At 64.6% G+C, this 18,012-nt stretch carries 16 protein-coding genes; 8 read left to right on the top strand and 8 right to left on the bottom strand.

Annotated elements, in window-relative coordinates; translation table 11 throughout:
• Window positions 1–260: 260 nt before the first annotated feature.
• Together metH and F2P45_RS02565 are read left to right on the top strand one after the other, a co-directional pair.
• Window positions 261–4,019, top strand: coding sequence for a methionine synthase (metH, locus tag F2P45_RS02570; protein ID WP_166870685.1), 3,759 nt, complete (start codon window positions 261–263; stop codon window positions 4,017–4,019).
• 201 nt (window positions 4,020–4,220) lie between these two features.
• Window positions 4,221–4,589, top strand: coding sequence for an SPW repeat protein (locus F2P45_RS02565; protein ID WP_166870256.1), 369 nt, complete (start codon window positions 4,221–4,223; stop codon window positions 4,587–4,589).
• Window positions 4,590–4,656: 67 nt separating this feature from the next.
• Here the strand turns inward: F2P45_RS02565 and F2P45_RS02560 are convergent, their stop codons facing one another.
• Together F2P45_RS02560 and F2P45_RS02555 are read right to left on the bottom strand one after the other, a co-directional pair.
• On the bottom strand, window positions 4,657–5,898 hold the full coding sequence (locus tag F2P45_RS02560; protein ID WP_229504894.1) for an EAL and HDOD domain-containing protein: 1,242 nt from the start codon (window positions 5,896–5,898) through the stop codon (window positions 4,657–4,659).
• A gap of 109 nt (window positions 5,899–6,007) precedes the next feature.
• Window positions 6,008–6,781 (bottom strand): class II glutamine amidotransferase, encoded by a 774-nt coding sequence (locus tag F2P45_RS02555; RefSeq protein ID WP_166870252.1) that lies wholly within the window; start codon window positions 6,779–6,781, stop codon window positions 6,008–6,010.
• A gap of 20 nt (window positions 6,782–6,801) precedes the next feature.
• Between F2P45_RS02555 and F2P45_RS35540 the strand changes: the two genes are divergently transcribed.
• On the top strand, window positions 6,802–6,975 hold the full coding sequence (locus tag F2P45_RS35540; protein ID WP_223164666.1) for a hypothetical protein: 174 nt from the start codon (window positions 6,802–6,804) through the stop codon (window positions 6,973–6,975).
• A gap of 8 nt (window positions 6,976–6,983) precedes the next feature.
• Here the strand turns inward: F2P45_RS35540 and F2P45_RS02550 are convergent, their stop codons facing one another.
• The 6 genes from F2P45_RS02550 to rsmB form a co-directional block, all read right to left on the bottom strand.
• Window positions 6,984–7,241 carry a BTH_I0359 family protein gene (locus F2P45_RS02550; RefSeq protein ID WP_054266260.1) on the bottom strand — a complete coding sequence of 86 codons (258 nt, stop codon included), beginning with the start codon at window positions 7,239–7,241 and terminating at the stop codon, window positions 6,984–6,986.
• Between the two features lie 69 nt (window positions 7,242–7,310).
• Window positions 7,311–7,727, bottom strand: a complete 417-nt coding sequence (locus tag F2P45_RS02545; protein ID WP_166870250.1) for a P-loop NTPase family protein — start codon at window positions 7,725–7,727, stop codon at window positions 7,311–7,313.
• Window positions 7,724–8,443 (bottom strand): response regulator, encoded by a 720-nt coding sequence (locus F2P45_RS02540; protein WP_166870248.1) that lies wholly within the window; start codon window positions 8,441–8,443, stop codon window positions 7,724–7,726. Before F2P45_RS02540 ends, F2P45_RS02545 begins: the two co-directional genes overlap by 4 nt.
• 71 nt (window positions 8,444–8,514) lie before the next feature.
• On the bottom strand, window positions 8,515–10,812 hold the full coding sequence (locus F2P45_RS02535) for a sensor histidine kinase (RefSeq protein WP_166870246.1): 2,298 nt from the start codon (window positions 10,810–10,812) through the stop codon (window positions 8,515–8,517).
• Window positions 10,813–10,845: 33 nt separating this feature from the next.
• A complete protein-coding gene (locus F2P45_RS02530; protein WP_370663201.1) occupies window positions 10,846–11,421 on the bottom strand; it encodes a DUF4390 domain-containing protein in 576 nt (191 codons plus the stop codon).
• Window positions 11,422–11,464: 43 nt separating this feature from the next.
• Window positions 11,465–12,886: a 16S rRNA (cytosine(967)-C(5))-methyltransferase RsmB gene (gene rsmB, locus F2P45_RS02525; RefSeq protein WP_166870244.1), complete on the bottom strand. Its 1,422-nt coding sequence runs from the start codon at window positions 12,884–12,886 to the stop codon at window positions 11,465–11,467.
• A 468-nt stretch (window positions 12,887–13,354) separates the two neighbouring features.
• On the opposite strand from rsmB, the gene argS reads away from it, so the two are divergent.
• The 5 genes from argS to F2P45_RS02500 are packed head-to-tail and all read left to right on the top strand — an operon-like array spanning window position 13,355 to window position 18,011.
• Window positions 13,355–15,064: an arginine--tRNA ligase gene (gene argS, locus F2P45_RS02520; protein WP_166870242.1), complete on the top strand. Its 1,710-nt coding sequence runs from the start codon at window positions 13,355–13,357 to the stop codon at window positions 15,062–15,064.
• A 24-nt stretch (window positions 15,065–15,088) separates the two neighbouring features.
• Window positions 15,089–15,754 (top strand): SPOR domain-containing protein, encoded by a 666-nt coding sequence (locus F2P45_RS02515; RefSeq protein WP_166870240.1) that lies wholly within the window; start codon window positions 15,089–15,091, stop codon window positions 15,752–15,754.
• 16 nt (window positions 15,755–15,770) lie between these two features.
• Entirely contained in the window at window positions 15,771–16,439 is a 669-nt protein-coding gene (locus F2P45_RS02510; RefSeq protein WP_166870238.1) for a thiol:disulfide interchange protein DsbA/DsbL, read from the top strand.
• 19 nt (window positions 16,440–16,458) lie between these two features.
• Window positions 16,459–17,232, top strand: coding sequence for an SDR family oxidoreductase (locus tag F2P45_RS02505; protein WP_166870236.1), 774 nt, complete (start codon window positions 16,459–16,461; stop codon window positions 17,230–17,232).
• The gene (locus F2P45_RS02500) at window positions 17,229–18,011 is read left to right on the top strand and encodes a biotin--[acetyl-CoA-carboxylase] ligase (RefSeq protein ID WP_229504893.1); all 783 of its coding nucleotides are present in this window, start codon (window positions 17,229–17,231) and stop codon (window positions 18,009–18,011) included. Before F2P45_RS02505 ends, F2P45_RS02500 begins: the two co-directional genes overlap by 4 nt.
• Window position 18,012: the final 1 nt, after the last annotated feature.

Genomic DNA, 18,012 nt, shown 5'->3' with positions numbered 1-18,012 from the left:
GTATGTGTTCCCCGTAAAGACGCACTGCGGCGTCATCGAAGCGATTGTCGTCTTCGCATGTAACGCAAAGATTGCAGACACATCGCGTTTTGTATCGTCTTGTATCAAGTCACTATTTAAATACAAAACGATACAAAGCGAACTCATCAATTGCCCTCCGGGAAACCAAACGGGCACGATGACGTATAATTTTAGACCCGGTCCACACCGGTTCCGACCCGCCTTTTGAAAGCACAATCATGACTACCGCCCATCCCGCCATGTCCACGACTGAAACCCGGCTGCGCGCCATCCTGTCGCGCCGGATCATGATTCTCGATGGCGCGATGGGCACCATCATCCAGCAGTACAAACTGGACGAGGCAGCCTACCGGGGTGGCCCGGACGGCAGGTTCGCCGATTTTGCGGCTCCGGCCGGGAGCGGCGCGCGCGAGCTTTTCGTCAAGGGCAACAATGAATTGCTGACCCTGACCCAGCCCCACATCATCCAGGAAATCCACGAGCGCTACCTCGCGGCCGGCGCCGACCTGATCGAAACGAACACCTTCGGCGCCACCACCATCGCCCAGGACGACTATCACATGGGCCACCTGGCCTACGAGATGAACGTGGCCGCCGCCAGACTGGCGCGCGCCGCCTGCGACAAGTACAGCACCCCGGACAAGCCGCGCTTCGTGGCCGGCGCGCTCGGGCCGACCCCGAAGACCGCCTCGATCTCGCCCGACGTCAACGACCCGGCCGCGCGCAACGTCACCTTCGACCAGCTGGTCGCCGCCTACCACCAGCAGGTGGGCGGCCTGGTCGCAGGCGGCTCCGACGTGCTGCTGGTCGAAACCATCTTCGACACCTTGAATTGCAAGGCCGCGCTGTTCGCGATCGACCTGTATTTCGACGAAAACCCGGCCATCGAACGCCTGCCGATCATGATTTCCGGGACCGTGACCGACGCCTCGGGACGGATCCTGTCGGGCCAGACCGTGCCCGCCTTCTGGAACTCGGTACGCCACGCCAAGCCGCTCACGATTGGCCTGAATTGCGCGCTCGGCGCGGCCCTGATGCGTCCCTACGCCGAAGAACTGTCGCAAATTGCCGACACCTTCGTCTGCATCTACCCGAACGCCGGCCTGCCCAACCCGATGAGCGACACCGGTTTCGACGAACTGCCGGCCGACACCTCCTCGCTGCTGCGCGAATTCGCCGACAGCGGCTTCATCAACATCGCCGGCGGCTGCTGCGGCACCACGCCCGACCACATCAAGGCGATTGCCGACATGCTGGCCACCACCACGCCGCGCGCGCTGCCAGTCATTCCGGTGGCGCAGCGCCTGTCGGGCCTGGAACCGTTCACGATCGACCAGAACTCTCTTTTCGTCAACGTCGGCGAGCGCACCAACGTGACCGGCTCCAAGGCCTTCGCGCGCATGATTTTGAATGAGCAGTACGACGAAGCGCTGTCGGTGGCGCGCCAGCAGGTGGAAAACGGCGCCCAGGTCATCGACATCAACATGGACGAGGCGATGCTCGACTCCAAGGCGGCCATGGAGCGCTTTTTGAACCTGATCGCCTCGGAGCCGGACATTTCGCGCGTGCCGATCATGATCGACTCGTCCAAATGGTCGGTGATCGAAGCGGGCCTGAAATGCGTGCAGGGCAAGGCCATCGTCAACTCCATCTCGATGAAGGAAGGCGAAGAAGAATTCATCCGCCAGGCGCGCCTGTGCCGCCGCTACGGCGCCGCCGTGATCGTGATGGCCTTCGACGAACAGGGCCAGGCCGACACCTTCGCGCGCAAGACCGAGATCTGCGCGCGCGCCTACAAGGTGCTGACCGAACAGGTGGGCTTCCCGCCCGAAGACATCATTTTTGATCCGAACATTTTTGCCATCGCCACCGGCATCGAAGAACACAATAACTACGCGGTCGACTTCATCAACGCCACGCGCTGGATCAAGGACAACCTGCCGCACGCGAAGATTTCGGGCGGCGTGTCGAACGTCTCGTTCAGCTTCCGCGGCAACGATCCGGCGCGCGAAGCGATCCACACCGTGTTCCTGTACCACGCGATCAAGGCCGGCATGACCATGGGGATCGTCAACGCCGGCATGATGGGCGTGTACGACGACATCGCGCCCGAGCTGCGCGAGCGGGTCGAAGACGTGGTGCTCAACCGCCGGATCGATTCCACCGAGCGCATGATCGAGATCGCCGGCACGCTCAAGGCCGGCGACAAGCAGGATGTGCAGACCCTGGCCTGGCGCGAAGGCACGGTGCAGCAGCGCCTCTCGCACGCGCTGGTGCACGGCATCACCCAGTGGATCGTGGACGACACCGAAGAAGCGCGCCAGCAACTGCTGCACAACGGCGGACGCCCGATCCACGTGATCGAAGGCCCGCTGATGGACGGCATGAACGTGGTCGGCGACCTGTTCGGACAAGGGAAAATGTTCCTGCCGCAGGTGGTCAAGTCGGCGCGCGTGATGAAGCAGGCCGTGGCGCACCTGATTCCCTTCATCGAAGAAGAAAAACTGCTGGAAGAAAAACGCACCGGCATCGTGGCCAAACCGAAGGGCAAGATCGTGATTGCCACCGTCAAGGGCGACGTGCACGACATCGGCAAGAACATCGTCTCGGTGGTCCTGCAGTGCAATAACTTCGAAGTCGTGAACATGGGCGTGATGGTGCCCTGCTCCGAGATCCTGGCGCGCGCCAAGGTCGAAAACGCCGACATGATCGGCCTCTCCGGCCTGATCACCCCGTCGCTGGAAGAGATGGCGCACGTGGCCAAGGAAATGCAGCGCGACCCGCACTTCCGCATGCTCAAGATTCCGCTGCTGATCGGCGGCGCCACCACCAGCCGCGCCCACACGGCGGTGAAAATCGCCCACAATTACGAAGGCCCGGTGGTGTACGTGCCGGACGCCTCGCGTTCGGTATCGGTGGCGCAGTCGCTGCTCACGCCCGAAAGCCGCGACCAGTACATCGACGACATCGCCCAGGATTATGTGCGCATCCGCGAGCAGCACGCCAGCAAGAAGGCGCTGCCGATCCTGTCGCTGGCGGCCGCGCGCGCCAACAAGATGGCGCTGGCGTTCGAGCCGGTGCGGCCGAAATTCATCGGGCGGCGCGAATTCAAGAATGTCGACCTGGGCACCCTGGCCAAATACATCGACTGGGGTCCGTTCTTCCAGACCTGGGACCTGGCCGGTCCCTTCCCCGCGATCCTGAGCGACGAGGTGGTGGGCGAAGCGGCGTCGAAAGTATTCGAAGAAGGCCAGGCGCTGCTCAAGAAGATTATCGAAGGGCGCTGGCTGACCGCCAATGGCGTGGTGGCGCTGCTGCCGGCCAATAGCGTTAACGACGACGATATCGAGGTCTATACCGACGAGACGCGCGCCACGGTGGCGTTCACGTATTACGGTTTGCGCCAGCAGGGCGTGAAACCGCTGGTCGATGGCGTGCAGCGCCCGAACCAGTGCCTGGCCGATTTTATCGCGCCAAAAGCATCGGGCCTCAAGGACTATATCGGCATGTTCGCGGTGACCAGCGGGCTGGGAATCGAGAAGTACGAAAAACGCTTTGAAGATGCGCATGACGATTATTCCTCGATCATGCTCAAGTCGCTGGCCGACCGCCTGGCCGAAGCGTTCGCCGAATATATGCACGAACGCGTGCGCACCGATTTGTGGGGGTATGCGGCGGGCGAGAATCTGAGCAATGAAGAAATGATCGGCGAGCGCTACGCCGGGATTCGTCCGGCGCCCGGTTATCCGGCCTGTCCGGAGCATACGGTGAAAGCCGATATGTTCAAGGTGCTGCAGGCGCAGGAGATTGGCATGGAATTGACCGAGTCGTTCGCCATGTTCCCGGGCGCGGCGGTATCGGGCTTCTATTTCGCGCATCCGGAAGCGAAGTATTTCGTGGTCGGGAAGATTGGCGAGGACCAGTTGAACGATATGGCCAAGCGCCGGAATGTACCGAAAGACAACCTGGAACGCTGGCTGGCGCCGAATTTGTCGTAAGGGGCGTCGCTACTAGTACAACACCTCCCATCGTTCTGTCCACCAACCTCGTCGTTCCCGCGCCAAGGCGGCCCTCGGCGCGGGAACGACGTGACGTGAACTTTTCCGCTGTTTGCCTGCCTAACTCCCTGTAGCGACGGGAGTGACGGCGCAGCTCCCGCGCAATGCTCTTCGCGCCGGAATTCGCGTTCAGGAGGCAATATGGAAATCCACCCCTCTGCCAGGCGCTGGCAGGATCAGGCGATCCTGCTGCTCGGTCTCTGGCTGTTCGTCTCACCCTGGGCACTGGCCTATCCCAGTGACTCCCCACAGGCAATCAATGCCTGGATCGCGGGCGCGGTCATCGCCCTGCTCGCCGCGTTCGACCTGGTCAAAACCTATGCCTGGGCCGTCGTGGTCAATCTGCTGGCGGGGGTGTGGGTGGCGGTGTCGCCGTGGATCCCGGCCATGGCCGACCGCGGCCCCATGATGAGCAACAGCCTCATCGTGGGCATCGCCGTCATCGTGCTGGCCTTGTGGGAGCTGCGCAGCGACCCGGACCTGCACCGGCAATGGGCCGGCAGTCCGTGAATCGTGAATCAGGGCGGGGCCGCCGCCAACACGACGGTCCCGCCCCGCTTCAGGCGCGGAATCAGGCTCAGATCGCGTAACGCACCACCTTGTCGCTCCACTCGAAGGCGGCCACTTCCAGTTCGATCAGTTCTTCGCTGGAAATCGCCAGTTCGCGCAGCGCGGGCAGCACCTGGTCGTCGGACTCTTCCATGCGCTCGATGCATTCGGCCAGGTGCAGCAGGTCGCCAAAAAAACCGCTGCGCCGCAGCAGCGCGTGCGAGACCTCGTCGATGACGGGAATCTGCTCGACGATGACCGTCATCGGCATCCCGAACAAGGCATCCATCAGCGACATGATGCCGACCGTGAAGGCGATCTCGGCCACGTTGCGCTGGCCGGGACGCAGGCGCTGCGCCAGCAGTTCGAGCAGGCGCCCGCGCGTGGTGGCAAGCAAGAGCAGCGGCGTCATGCTGTTGCCGCCGCGCGAAGGCTCGGCGTACAGCATGATCTGCAGCCAGCGCTGCAGCTGGCGGCGGCCGAGAATGGTCACCGCCTGGCTGATCGAATCGATGCGGTGGCGCATGCCGATGGCTGGCGTGTTGACCAGTCGCAGCAGGTTGAGGGCCAGGGTCACGTCGCGCTTGACCGCGCGTTCGATCTCGATATTGTCGGCGTCCGAGGTGACCAGGCCCATCAATTCGAGCACGGCCAGCTGCGACGGCGACAGCTTGCGCCCGCTGATCACGGCCGGCCGGGCGAAATAGTATCCCTGAAAGTAATCGAAACCCAGGCCCAGGCACATGTCGAATTCCTCGCGCGATTCGACTTTCTCGGCGATCAGCTTCTTTTTGTCGCGCTTGAAACGCGGCGCGGCGGCCATCAGCCCGGACAGCGGCATGGCGCGCACGTCCAGCTTGACGTACTCGACCATCGGCAAGAGCTGCTGCACCTCGGGCGCATCGACGCGCACATCGTCGAGCGCAAAGCGAAAGCCATGGGCGGTCAGGTCGGCAATGCGGTCGAGCACGGCCTGGTTGACCACCATGCTCTCGACGATTTCGAGCACTACCCGCTCGCGCGGCAGGAAAACGAAAATGTCGCTCATCAGCACTTCGGCGTCCACATTCAGGAAACCGAGCGCATCGCCGATGACCTTTTCCAGGCCCAGCTGGGCGGTATGGGCTATCACGGTGGCGGTGGCGGCCACATCGTTGTCGATCTCGGCCGATTCGCCTGCCGCATTGCGAAAAAGCATTTCATAACCGTACAAACCTTGTTGTCGGTCGAGGATCGGCTGGCGCCCCAGGTAGAAATCACGCACTGGCATCTGTTGCGCCATTAGGTCGGATTCGGAGTTGTGGCTCATCTGTCCTGTAAATATCAATAATAACAGCCGGTAATGTAACCTAATTAATACCAGTGCGTGGAGGAAATACTTAGCGCTCCTGTATTGACATTCCATCCACGAACACTTTGAACTCGCCGGGAGCGAAGGCGGTCCACTGTTCGTTGGTGGTCAGGGGTTCGGTGACGATAATGGCTACCCGGTCTGCCGGGGTCGTGACTTGAGAAAAATCAACGCTGACATCTTCATCGGACAGGCTGGCGGTGACAAACGGATGCTGGCGCACCACGTAATGCAGCTTGGTGGAGCAATGCACGAACAGGGCCGAGCCGTCCGACAGCATCAGGTTGAAGGTGCCGTGCACGGCCACCGCGGCCACCAGTTCCTGCAATGCCGCGCGCAGCACCGGCAGCGCGGGCGGCGTGTCGCCGAAGCGCGCGCGCAATTCCTGCAGCAGGAAGCAAAAGGCTTGTTCGCTGTCGGTGCTGCCGACCGGGCGGTAGGGGCCGTTCAGGGTCGGCGCGAACTCCTTGAGGTCGCCGTTGTGGGCGAACACCCAGTAGCGGCCCCACAGTTCGCGCACGAAGGGGTGGCAGTTTTCCAAGGCAACATGACCCTGGGTCGCCTTGCGGATGTGCGCAATCACATTCCGGGATTTGATGGGATAGCGCTTGATCAGTTCGGCCACAGGGGACTCGACCGCCGCCTGGTGGTCGACGAAATGGCGCACGCCGGCGCCTTCGAAGAACGCGATGCCCCAGCCATCGTGGTGGGTATCGGTGCGGCCGCCACGCATGGCGAAGCCGGTAAAGCTAAAAACAATGTCGGTAGGGACATTGCAGTTCATTCCGAGGAGTTGGCACATGGCGCAAGAATACCATGTTCGTGAGGCAAGCTGAGGCGCTGGCCGGTGGGAAAAACGGGCGCGTCGCCGACATGGCGGCCCCCGGCGGCAGCTGCCTGCTGCGGCACGAGGGCCAGGCGCGGGCGATCCGGCCCGGCAGTGGCAGAGAGCCCGCGCAACAGGCGGCGGACGGCCTGCCGCCCTGCGGGAATTAGCGCAAGAATTAGTGCAGCAGCACCGGTTGGCTCATCAGCGAGTCGTACGAACCCAGGAAGTCATCGATCTCTTCCATGGTCGGTTCGCTGGCGATCAGGTTGTTGACGTCGCGCCTGAACGATTGCGCAAGTTTGCCGCCGATAAAAGCTTCCCGGCGACCGGATTTGTCGACGATTTCATAGCCGCCGAAGCGCAGGGCTTCGAGATTGTGATCGACGCCGAATTCGACCACACTGTACTGTTCACTGTTGTAAATCATGTTCATTATTGCTCCTTCGCTCGATCAGACTTTCCACTGTGCTCAACAGAACAGGTGGGGCTATGCGGACCGATTTCAAGTGCGCAGGTCCGCTGTCAGTTCCAACAGCTGATCGTATGGCGGGTCTTGCAGCCACGATCGCAACTGATCAAGGTGGTCCGTGGCGGCCAGCCCGATGAACAGCCGGTCGGGGCGCAGACGCAGGATCCGGTTTAATGTTACACGCAAAACGAGATTGCCGGTGCAGCACAGGCATCCGGGTGCGATTCGGTGAACAGGCAGGGAGTCGGAAGGAGAAAGCAGGGTTTGGCCGGACGGCAACCCTTCGAGCAGGACGGCGCTGACGCCGTGCGGCTGGCCGGCAGCGGCCGCCTGGGGGCCGGCGCCGGATGACAACTGCGCCAGGCGCGCCGCGATGGCCGCCTCGCGCTGCGCCGCCGAGCCGCCCGTGACCAGGGTCAGGGCGCTGCGGCGCGCAGGGGGTGAGCTCATCCGTTCTTTTTAGCCAGCTTGCCCGGCTCGACGCCGAGTTGCTTGAGCTTGCGGTACAGGTGGGTGCGTTCCAGCCCGGTTTTTTCGGCCACGCGGGTCATGCTGCCGCCCTCGCGCCCCAGATGATGCTCGAAGTACATGCGCTCGAAGGCGTCGCGCGCTTCGCGCAGCGGCAGGTCGAAACTCAGGTTGAAGCCGTGCCCTTCCCCGTTCGGCATGCCGCCCATGCGCGGCGCGATGGCCGACTGCGGGGTTTGCGCCGAAAACATGGCCGAGGCCGTCATCGGGCTTTCCTCGGGCTGGGGCGCCAGCATCGGACGCGGCGCGATCACCGGCGCGCGCACCACTTCCTGCGCCCGTGTCAGGCCCTGCTGCACCGCCTTGAGCAACTTTTGCAGCGCGATCGGCTTCTCGAGGAAGTTGAGCGCGCCGATCCGGGTTGCCTCGACCGCCGTATCGATGGTCGCGTGACCCGACATCATGATGACCGGCATGGTCAGCAGGCCGTCGCGCTGCCACTCCTTGAGCAGGGTGACGCCGTCGGTGTCCGGCATCCAGATATCGAGCAGCACCAGGTCCGGTGCTCCCGCCGCGCGCGCATCGCGCGCCTGCTGCGCATTTTCAGCGAGCGTGATTGCATGGCCTTCGTCGCCCAAGATTTCCGAGAGTAACTCCCGGATACCCATTTCATCATCAACTACGAGAATGTTTGCCATGTGTTTGCCTTCCTCTTTTTTCCCGCTCCAATGGCATGCAGCGCATACCGCTCACAGCCGCGATTTTATTCTTAGTTCAACGCTTGTGCCACAACGCTGGCCGGTGCTAACTTTAACAGTAAAATCAACACTGACGCGCCAGTTCCGTCACTCCGGTTCTGTATCTCGATCTTGCCGCCGTGTTCATCGACGATTTTCTTCACCATCGGCAGTCCCAGCCCGGTTCCGCGCACTTTCGAGGTGACATACGGCTCGAATGCGCGCGACAGGATTTTAGGGGCGAATCCCGGTCCGTTATCGACAATCGACAAGCGCACCGCGGTCCCGGCCCCGTTCGCACCCTGGTAATGAATGGCCTCGGTGGTGATATCGATGCGCGCCGCCGGTGCATCCGGCCCGCGCTCGCTCATCGCATCCTGGGCATTTTGCAGCAGGTTATGGATCACCTGGCGCAATTGGGTGGCGTCGCCCATCACCGACGGCAGGTTATCGGCAAGCTCAGCATGAATAATATCGCTTTCGTCGCCGGATAGGTACATATGCAGGATTTCGCCCACCAGCGCGTTCAGGTCGAGCTTGTCGAGCACCGCCGGCGGCGCCTTGGCATAGTCGCGGAAGTCGTCCACCATGCGCTTCATGGCGTCGACCTGGTTGACGATGGTCGCCGTGCCCTTGTTGAGCAGGTCGCGGTCGGTCCCTTGCAGGCGCGACTCGAGCTTCATCTGCATGCGCTCGGCCGACAGCTGGATCGGCGTGAGCGGGTTCTTGATCTCGTGCGCCAGGCGGCGCGCCACTTCTCCCCAGGCCATCGAGCGCTGCGCCGAGATCACATCCGAAATATCGTCGAACACCACGATGTAGCCGCTGCCGGCACCCACCGGCAGGCGCGAGCCGCGCGCCAGCAGGGTGATGTCATGGTCGTCGCTGGTGCCGAGCCGGCGCGGGATTTCGATCTCCTGCTGCCAGTGGCTGCGCTTGCGCGCCGAACCGGCCGCGCTCTGCGCGCTCTGGGTCGAAAAGGCCTTGGCGATGGCTTGCGCGAACACCTCGAGCCCGTCGATCGCGGCCAGCGCCATGCCCATGTGGCCGGCCACGTCGTGCTGCAGGATGCGCTCGACCGCCTCGTTCGAACTGACCAGTTTCGAGTCGGCGTCCAGCACGATCACCCCGGCCGACATATTTTCCAGCACCGACTCCAGGTGCGCCTTGGCGCTCTGCAGGGCGGCGCGGTTGCGCTCGACCGCGCTGCGCGCCTCGAACAGCTGGCCGGTCATGGTATTGAATGATTGCGTGAGGGTGCCCAGTTCATCCGAGGTGGCCACGATCGGGCGCGGCGACAGGTCGCCCTCGGCCACCGCGCGCGTGCCCTCGGCCAGCACCAGCAGCGGCTGCGCCAGTTTGCCGGCGATCACGAAGGCACTGGCAATCGCCCCGAAGATCGCCAGCAGCAAGGTCAGCGTGAGCGTCTCGATATACATCTTGCGCAGGCCGGTGCGCGCCACGAAGCGCTCCTGGTACTCGCTGTACGCGGTGCGCAGCACCTCGGCATTGATCGCCAGCTTGACCGGCACCGCCTGGATCAGCTGCAAAAAGCGCGGCGCGGCCCCGGGCGGCTCGGGAATGGCCAGCACCACGCGCAGGCGCAGGCTGGTGGCGCCATCGAGCGCGCTCGAGGCGGCCCCGTGGTTGCCGCTGGCATCCTTGAAATCGCGCTCGACCCCGCCCTCGGCCACCGAGTACCCGCCCGGCATCACCGCCTGCAACAGCATGGCCGGCGTCGGCATGTCGGCCTTCAGGTCCACGCGCGGGGCGGCCGCGCTGGTGATCAATTTGCCATCCTGGCCGATGATCACCACGCTCAGCATCCCTTCCTGGTCCTGCACCAGGCGCGTGAGGATATCGTGCGCCGCCACTTCTTCCTGGCCGGCGATGGTGGCCGCGCTGATCTCGCCGATCTCCCCCAGTTCGCTGCGCGCCTGGTCGAGCGCGGCCACGCCCAGGCTCACGCCCGATTCGAGCGCCGCTTCGATCTTGACGTTGAACCAGGACTCGATCGAATTCGACACGAACTGCACCGAGACCAGGAAGATCACCAGCCCCGGCAAGATGCCGATGCCGGCGAACAGCAGCACCAGGCGGGTCATCAGGCGCGAGCCGAACTTGCCGCTCTTGTAGCGCGAATACAGGCGCGCCAGCGCCACCACCACGAACACCAGCAGCGCGCCGGCCACCGCCGCGTTCAGGCCCAGCAGCCAGGTGTAGTAACGGTCGAAGAAGCCCGAATTGTCGGAGGCGGAGGCGAGCAGGAACAGCAGGATGCTGACGACGGCGGCACCGACCATCACCGCATAGCGCAAGACCTGTTTCACGCTGGTTCCACTTTTTTCATTGCGCCGCTTTGTTCATTCCGCCGTGTAGGGGAAGGTCTTGTTCTTGGAAGCCAGGCGCCAGTCGGAATTATTGAGCGCGTTGACCTGCATCGGCTTGGGCAGCAGTTGGCGGTCCATGAACATGCGCAGGGTGACGTTATAGGTTTCGCCGCGCTTGAGCGCGGTTTTCGGCGCGATCACCCAGCGGCTGGGGCGGCGGATCAGCACCATCGCGTCTTCCAGGGTCGGAAAGCTCTGCGCCATGCTGCCCAGGGTCGACACATGGTACTGGCGGGTCAGTACGTTATACCAGATGCGGATGGTCTGGCGCGCCGAAACCGCCTTGTCGTCATACCAGTACCAGCGCGGGCGGGTCAGTTCAATTTCGGTGGTGAAGTACAGCTGCACGCCATGCTTGATGGCGTCTTCCAGGCCCTCGTTCAGATCGAACGCATAGCTGGCCGCGAGGCGGTAGCCATCGTCGGTCGCCTCGATATGCGCATGCGTGACATCGACCACGTCCGCCGCCCATGCCGGCACGAACGCGCACGCGGACGCGAACATCAGCAGCAGCTGGCAGGCCAGGAGTCGGAAAAATCGTAATGTCACAGGAGGGCCAGAGCCTTAAAAGTTCGCATAGTCGAAGGACCCGTTACGTCGCGTTTTTTTGAAACAGGGCGTAGAACAAACCGTCATGATCCTGCACGGCGGTGCCGGTCGGAAGCAACTGTCCCGGCGCGGCGAGGCGGGTCGCGTTGTGGCGCACCGCGAATGCGGCGGCCTGCGCCTCCGATTCCTGGGGCCAGAGCGAACATGTCACGAACAGCAATTTACCATTCGGGCGCAGCATCTGCCAAAGGTTGTCGAGAATTTTGGCCGAAAGTGTTGCAAGTTGGAGAGCGTCGCCCTTGCGCCGCAACCAGCGGATGTCCGGGTGGCGCCGCACGATGCCCGACGCCGTGCACGGCACGTCGGCCAGGATGCGGTCGAACTGCTGGCCGTCCCACCAGACGCTGGTCTGGGCTTCGAAAGCTTTCAGGGTCGCGCTCAAAGCGAGCCGCTCCAGGTTCTCGCCGACGCGCTCGAGGCGCTTGGGGTCCGAGTCGAGCGCGGTCAGGTCCAGCTGCGCCAGTTCCAGCAGGTGGCAGGTCTTGCCGCCCGGCGCCGCGCAGGCATCGAGCACGCGCATGCCGTCCTGCACATCGAGCAGCGGCGCGGCCAGCTGGGCGCCGGCATCCTGCACCGAAGCGAGGCCCTCGTCGAAACCGGGAATCAGGGCCACGCCCAGCGCCTTGTCGAGGCGCACCGCGGACGGGCCGATTTGCGTGGCGCCCATGCCGGCGTCGGCCAGCAACTGGATGTATGCCTCGACCGTGGTCTTGCGCTGGTTCACGCGCAAGGTCAGCGGCGGCTGGGCATTGCCGGCCGCCAGGATGGCTTGCCAGTTGCCCGGATAAGCAGCCTTGGCGGCATCGATCCACCACTGCGGATAATTGAACTGCGCCACCGGCTGCATCAGCGCGGTCTTGAGCAGCTCTTCGCGCTCGCGCAGGAAGCGGCGCAGCACGGCGTTGACCATGCCCTTGGCGTGCGCCATGTCGGGATGCGAACTGGCGACCGTGACGGCCTGGTCGACCACGGTAAACACTTCGTAGGGCGGCTCGGCGCCGTCCGGCGTATCGATCAGGGTCAGCGCGCAGCACAGCAGGCTGGCCAGCATGGGCGGCTCGGGCGCCTTGGACGTCATCAGCCCGAGCAGGGTTTCGCTGCGGCCGAGCTGGCGCATGGTGCGGTAAGCGATATCCTGGATCGCCCCGCGCGCCTGGGGCGCGGCGGCGGTGACGCCGAAGGCGGTCAAGAGCGCCTGCGGCAAGGCGGCGCCGGCGCGCACCTGGGCCACGGCGTTCGCCGCGCCGAGCAGGCACAGCGCGAGCGAATCGGGTTTCAAGTCGGGGCGGTAGCCGGGCTGGAGCACCGGTTTGACCTCATAACTCGCGCGCATGCGCGGCGCGGCCGGCTTGGTGGTCTTGGCGGCGGCGGGTTTGATGGAGAGCGTCGGGCGCTTGTTCGTCATGGTCGGGGTCAGCTCAGCTACTTAATAAAGGCGCAATTGTACCGGTTTAGCCCCCGCACAGGCTTAAACGATCCTTTATGACAACACATTCTTCCAACGCCCAACGACTGTTCAACATAAAGTCCTACAACCGGGGTCAGAGCTCTAAATAGAAATATTTTTACTTGAATCAACATTAATGCGCGCGCAAAGGTGGCTTCCCGGGCACTGCGGTCCTGCGCATGGCGTTCAAGCGGATTCGTCAGGGCCAAAACCAATGCTCGACGTAATTTCGTTGCTAATCAGAGCTCTGACCCCGGTTGGAGAGCTCTGACCCCGGTTGGGCGGACCCCGGCTGGGGGACTGTTGCGGGCGGGGGCGTTGTCGATGGGCTGCGAGGGCGGACTCAGAGGGGCGGCAAACCAGTATAATTGAGCCACTATTGCCCGTGGCACTGCCACCGCTCGACCACTCTACAGATCAACTCTCATGCTCGCCTCACAAAAACAAGAAATCGCCGCCCTGTTCCAGGCCGCCCTCGCCCCTGTCCTCGATGGCACCGGCATCACGCCGTCAGTCGTCCTCGAGCGCCCGCGCGATCCGTCGCACGGCGACATCGCCTGCAATATCGCCATGCAGCTGGCCAAGCAGCTCAAGATGAACCCGCGCGAACTGGCCCAGAAAATCGTCGCTTCCCTGCTCGAAAACCCGGCCGGCAAGGCGCTCATCGACAGCGCCGATATCGCCGGCCCCGGTTTCATCAACCTGCGCGTTGCCGCTTGCGCCAAGCAGTCGGTGGTCAAGGCCATCCTCGCCGAAGGCCAGGCGTTCGGCCGCAGCGATGCCGGCGCCGGCAAGAAGGTGATCCTCGAATTCGTCTCGGCCAACCCGACCGGCCCGCTGCACGTCGGCCACGGCCGCCAGGCCGCGCTGGGCGACGCCCTCGCCGCCCTGTTCGACGCCCAGGGCTATGCGGTCACCCGCGAGTTCTATTACAACGACGCCGGCGTGCAGATCGCTACCCTGGCCAATTCGGTCCAGGCGCGCGCGCGCGGCTTCAAGCCGGGCGACGCCGAATGGCCGGAGTCGGCCTACAACGGCGACTACATCGCCGATATCGCCAACGATTACCTGGCCGGCAAAACCGTCTCGGCCAGCGACGGCCTGCCCGCCACCGCCAGCGGCAAGGTCGAGGACCTCGATTCGATCCGCCCGTTCGCCGTCACCTACCTGCGCAACGAGCAGGATATCGACCTGCAAGCCTTCGGCGTGAAGTTCGATAATTACTACCTGGAGTCGTCCCTGTACGCCGACGGCAAAGTCGAGAAGGCGGTCGAGGCGCTCATCAAGGCCGGCAAGACCTACGAACTGGATGGCGCGCTGTGGCTGCGCACCACCGACTACGGCGACGACAAGGACCGCGTGATGCGCAAGTCCGAAGGCGGCTTCACCTACTTCGTGCCGGACGTGGCGTACCACATCGTCAAGTGGCAGCGCGGCTTCACCCAGGCCATCAACATCCAGGGCAGCGACCACCACGGCACCATCGCGCGCGTGCGCGCCGGCCTGCAGGCGGTCGGCATGGAGATCCCGCAGGGCTACCCCGACTACGTGCTGCACAAAATGGTCACCGTGATGAAGAACGGTGAAGAGGTCAAGATCTCCAAGCGCGCCGGTTCCTACGTGACCGTGCGCGACCTGATCGAATGGTCGGGCGACGGCGACATCGCCAAGGGCCGCGACGCGGTGCGCTTCTTCCTCATCTCGCGCAAGGCCGATACCGAATTCGTGTTCGATGTCGACATCGCCCTGAAAACCTCGGACGAGAACCCGGTGTATTACGTGCAGTACGCCCACGCGCGCATCTGCCGCATGCTCGAGCAGTTCACCGGCGAGATCGCGTCGCTGGCCAATGCCGACCTGGCGCCCTTGACCGCGCCGACCGAGATGACCCTGCTGGCGACCCTGGCCGCGTATCCGGAAACGCTGGCGCGCGCCCAAACCGAGCTCGGTCCGCACCAGGTGGCGTTCTACCTGCGCGACCTGGCCGCCAACCTGCACAGCTTCTATTTTGCCGAGCGCGTGCTGGTCGACGACGAGGCCCTCAAGCTGGCGCGCCTGGCGCTGATGGTCGCCACGCGCCAGGTGCTGCGCAACGGCCTGGCCCTGATCGGCGTGTCGGCGCCGGAAAAAATGTAACCGTTTCTTCGATTGAAAGCTCCAATGACACGCGATTCCCGTTTCTCGCTCAAGCACCAGCAAGGCAATACCCTCACCGGCATCGTCATCGGCCTGATCGTGGGCCTGGTGATCGCTGTCGCGGTCGCGCTGGCGATCACCAAGGGTGCGACGCCGTTTACCGATAAAACCGGCAAGGCCGGCAAGATGACGGAACCGACCGCCGGCCAGGCGGCCGATCCGAACAAGCCGCTCTACGGGAACAAGGACGCGGCGCGCGCGGCCAACAAGCAGATCACCGAGAAACCGAAACCGGCCACGCCGGCCGAAGCCGATCCGCTGGGCGCGGCCATCGCCAACATGAAAGAGAAACCCGCGCCGGAGCCGGCACCGAAGCCGGCGCCAACCCAGGTGGCCGCCGCGCCGACCGCGCAGAACGTGACGCCGTCGTCCGCCGCCGAACCGGCCGAGGACAAGATCACCTATTACCTGCAGGCCGGCGCTTTCCGCGAAGTGGGCGACGCCGAAAACACGCGCGCCAAGCTGGCGCTGCTCGGCTTCGAGGCGGTCATCAGCGAGCGCGCCAACGACAGCGGCGTGCTGCACCGGGTGCGCATCGGCCCCTTCGGCCAGGTCGAGTCGATGAACAAGGCGCGCGCCAAGCTGGTCGACGCCGGCATCGACGTCGCCATCGTACGCAACCAGAAATAACCACGGACCCACGCAGATGCCTACTCTTTTCAAGATCATGCTCGCCCTGGCGCTGTGCGGCTCGAGCGCCGGCGCGTCCGCCTCGCCCGAGCAGCCGGCCAGCGGCGCCGAATACCTCACCCTGGCCGAGACGCAGAACACCGACGCCGGCCAGAAAATCGAAGTCACCGAGTTTTTCGCCTATTACTGCCCGCACTGCGCCAGTTTCGAGCCGGTGCTGGCCGAGTGGGTGAAAAAGAACAGCGACAAGATCGTCTTCAAGCGCGTCCACCTCGGCCACACGCCGGCTGTGGTGCCGCAGCAACGCCTGTACTACACGCTCGAATCGATGGGCATCGCGCCGCAGTACCACCCCAAGGTGTTTACCGCGATGCACGAACAGCGCCAGCGCTTCGGCAACGACGAGCAGGTGTTCGACTGGGCCGCCGGCGCCGGCATCGAGCGCGCCGCCTTTACGACTGCCTACCGCTCCTTCGGCATCCAGGCCAAGCTCGGACGCGCCAACGCCATGGTGGCCGCCTACAAGGTGCAGGACTGGCCCAAGATCGCCATCGCCGGGCGCTACCTGACCTCGCCCACCCAGGCCAGCGTCGCCGCGGCTGACGCCACTGAAGCGCAACAGCATCAGATGGCCCTGCAAGTGATGGATCACCTGGTCGCGAAAGCGGCTGCGGAAAAGAAATAGCCATGCCTGGACGCGCCCCATGAACCGCGTGTTCATCACCGGCGCGTCGAGCGGACTCGGTGCCGCCCTGGCGCGCGAATACGCCGCGCGCGGCGCCACGGTCGGCCTGGTGGCGCGCCGCCGCGACGCGCTCGATGCCCTGCGCGCGCAATTGCCGAACCCCGAACGCCACCCCGTGTACGTGCTGGACGTGACCGACCGCGCCGCGCTCGGCGCCGCGGCGGCCGACTTCATCGCCCGCTGCGGCGGGGCCGATATCGTCATCGCCTGCGCCGGCATTTCGGTCGGCACCCTGACCGAATACAGCGAAGACATGGCGGTGTTCGACGCCATCATCGCCACCAACGTCGGCGCCACCGTGGCCACCTTCGCGCCCTTCGTCGCCACCATGAAAGCGCAGGACACGCCGTGCCGCCTGGTCGGCATCGGCAGCGTGGCCGGCGTGCGCGGCCTGCCCGGCGCCGGCGCCTACAGCGCGTCCAAGGCGGCGGTGCGCGTGTACTGCGAGTCGCTGCGGCTCGAACTCAAGCCGCACGGCATTCGCGTGGTGACCATCGCGCCGGGCTACATCGACACGCCCATGACCAAACATAATTCCTATCCGATGCCGTTCCTGATGACGCCCGCGCGCTTCGCCGCCAGGGCCGCCAGGACCATCGCCGCCGGCACCACTTACCGCGTCATCCCGTGGCAGATGGGCGTGGTGGCCAAGCTGCTGCGGCTGCTGCCCGACGTGGTCTACGACCTGCTCTTCGTCAACGCACCGCACAAGGCGCGCGAGGCGACGCCATGAACGAGACCTTCGCCATGGATGCCGGCGCGATCGCGCGCCACTTCGGCGCGGCGACGGTCGACATCGAAGTCGTTACCGAAACCGGATCGACCAACGCCGACCTGCTGGCACGCGCCGCCGGCCTGCGCCGCCCGCTGCTGCGCGTGGCCCTGCACCAGACGGCCGGACGCGGACGCGCCGGCCGCAGCTGGCTGTCCGCGCCCGGCACGGCGCTGACGTTTTCGCTGGCCTGGCATTTCGCCGGGCCGCTGCGCGAGCTGGCCGGCCTGCCGCTGGCGGTCGGGGTGGCGCTGGCCGACGCCCTCGGCGCGCTCGCTGTGCCGGTCCAGCTCAAGTGGCCCAACGACGTGCTGCGCGACGGCGCCAAGCTGGCCGGCGTGCTGATCGAAACCCAGGCCGCCCCAAGCGGCGGCGTATGGGCGGTGATCGGCATCGGCCTCAATCTGCTCGTGCCCGATGAAATCGAACAGCGCATCGGCCGCAGCGTGGCCGCCGCCCCGTGGCTGGCGCAGATGGACCGCAATGCGCTGATGGCGCAGCTCCTGGTGGCGCTGGCGGACAACCTGGACCAGTTCGCGCAGGGCGGCTTTGCGCCCTTTTGCGCGCGCTGGAACCGCCTGCATGCCTACCAGGGCGTGCCGGTGGTGATCATCGACCGCGGCGTGACCCTGCACGAAGGCGTGGCCGCCGGCGTCGACGACGGCGCGCGCCTGCTGCTCGACACGGCCGCCGGCCGGGTCGCCATCGTGGCCGGCGACGTGTCGCTGCGGGAGGCCTGAC

Origin of the sequence: Massilia mucilaginosa, from assembly GCF_011682145.1 — a bacterium.
Lineage (GTDB): Bacteria > Pseudomonadota > Gammaproteobacteria > Burkholderiales > Burkholderiaceae_D > Telluria_A > Telluria_A mucilaginosa.
Note: the sequence above shows the minus strand (reverse complement) of the source record. Positions and strands in the feature narration are given on the sequence as shown.

Excerpts from the sequence above, each read along its gene's own strand:
- F2P45_RS02500 (WP_229504893.1), top strand. The coding sequence starts at position 17,229 with ATGAACGAGACCTTCGCCATGGATGCCGGCGCGATCGCGCGCCACTTC.
- F2P45_RS02515 (WP_166870240.1), top strand. The coding sequence starts at position 15,089 with ATGACACGCGATTCCCGTTTCTCGCTCAAGCACCAGCAAGGCAATACC.
- F2P45_RS02510 (WP_166870238.1), top strand. The coding sequence starts at position 15,771 with ATGCCTACTCTTTTCAAGATCATGCTCGCCCTGGCGCTGTGCGGCTCG.
- F2P45_RS02540 (WP_166870248.1), bottom strand. The coding sequence starts at position 8,443 with ATGGCAAACATTCTCGTAGTTGATGATGAAATGGGTATCCGGGAGTTA.
- argS (WP_166870242.1), top strand. The coding sequence starts at position 13,355 with ATGCTCGCCTCACAAAAACAAGAAATCGCCGCCCTGTTCCAGGCCGCC.
- F2P45_RS02555 (WP_166870252.1), bottom strand. The coding sequence starts at position 6,781 with ATGTGCCAACTCCTCGGAATGAACTGCAATGTCCCTACCGACATTGTT.
- F2P45_RS02505 (WP_166870236.1), top strand. The coding sequence starts at position 16,459 with ATGAACCGCGTGTTCATCACCGGCGCGTCGAGCGGACTCGGTGCCGCC.
- rsmB (WP_166870244.1), bottom strand. The coding sequence starts at position 12,886 with ATGACGAACAAGCGCCCGACGCTCTCCATCAAACCCGCCGCCGCCAAG.
- F2P45_RS02545 (WP_166870250.1), bottom strand. The coding sequence starts at position 7,727 with ATGAGCTCACCCCCTGCGCGCCGCAGCGCCCTGACCCTGGTCACGGGC.
- metH (WP_166870685.1), top strand. The coding sequence starts at position 261 with ATGTCCACGACTGAAACCCGGCTGCGCGCCATCCTGTCGCGCCGGATC.
- F2P45_RS02550 (WP_054266260.1), bottom strand. The coding sequence starts at position 7,241 with ATGAACATGATTTACAACAGTGAACAGTACAGTGTGGTCGAATTCGGC.
- F2P45_RS02560 (WP_229504894.1), bottom strand. The coding sequence starts at position 5,898 with ATGCCAGTGCGTGATTTCTACCTGGGGCGCCAGCCGATCCTCGACCGA.
- F2P45_RS02565 (WP_166870256.1), top strand. The coding sequence starts at position 4,221 with ATGGAAATCCACCCCTCTGCCAGGCGCTGGCAGGATCAGGCGATCCTG.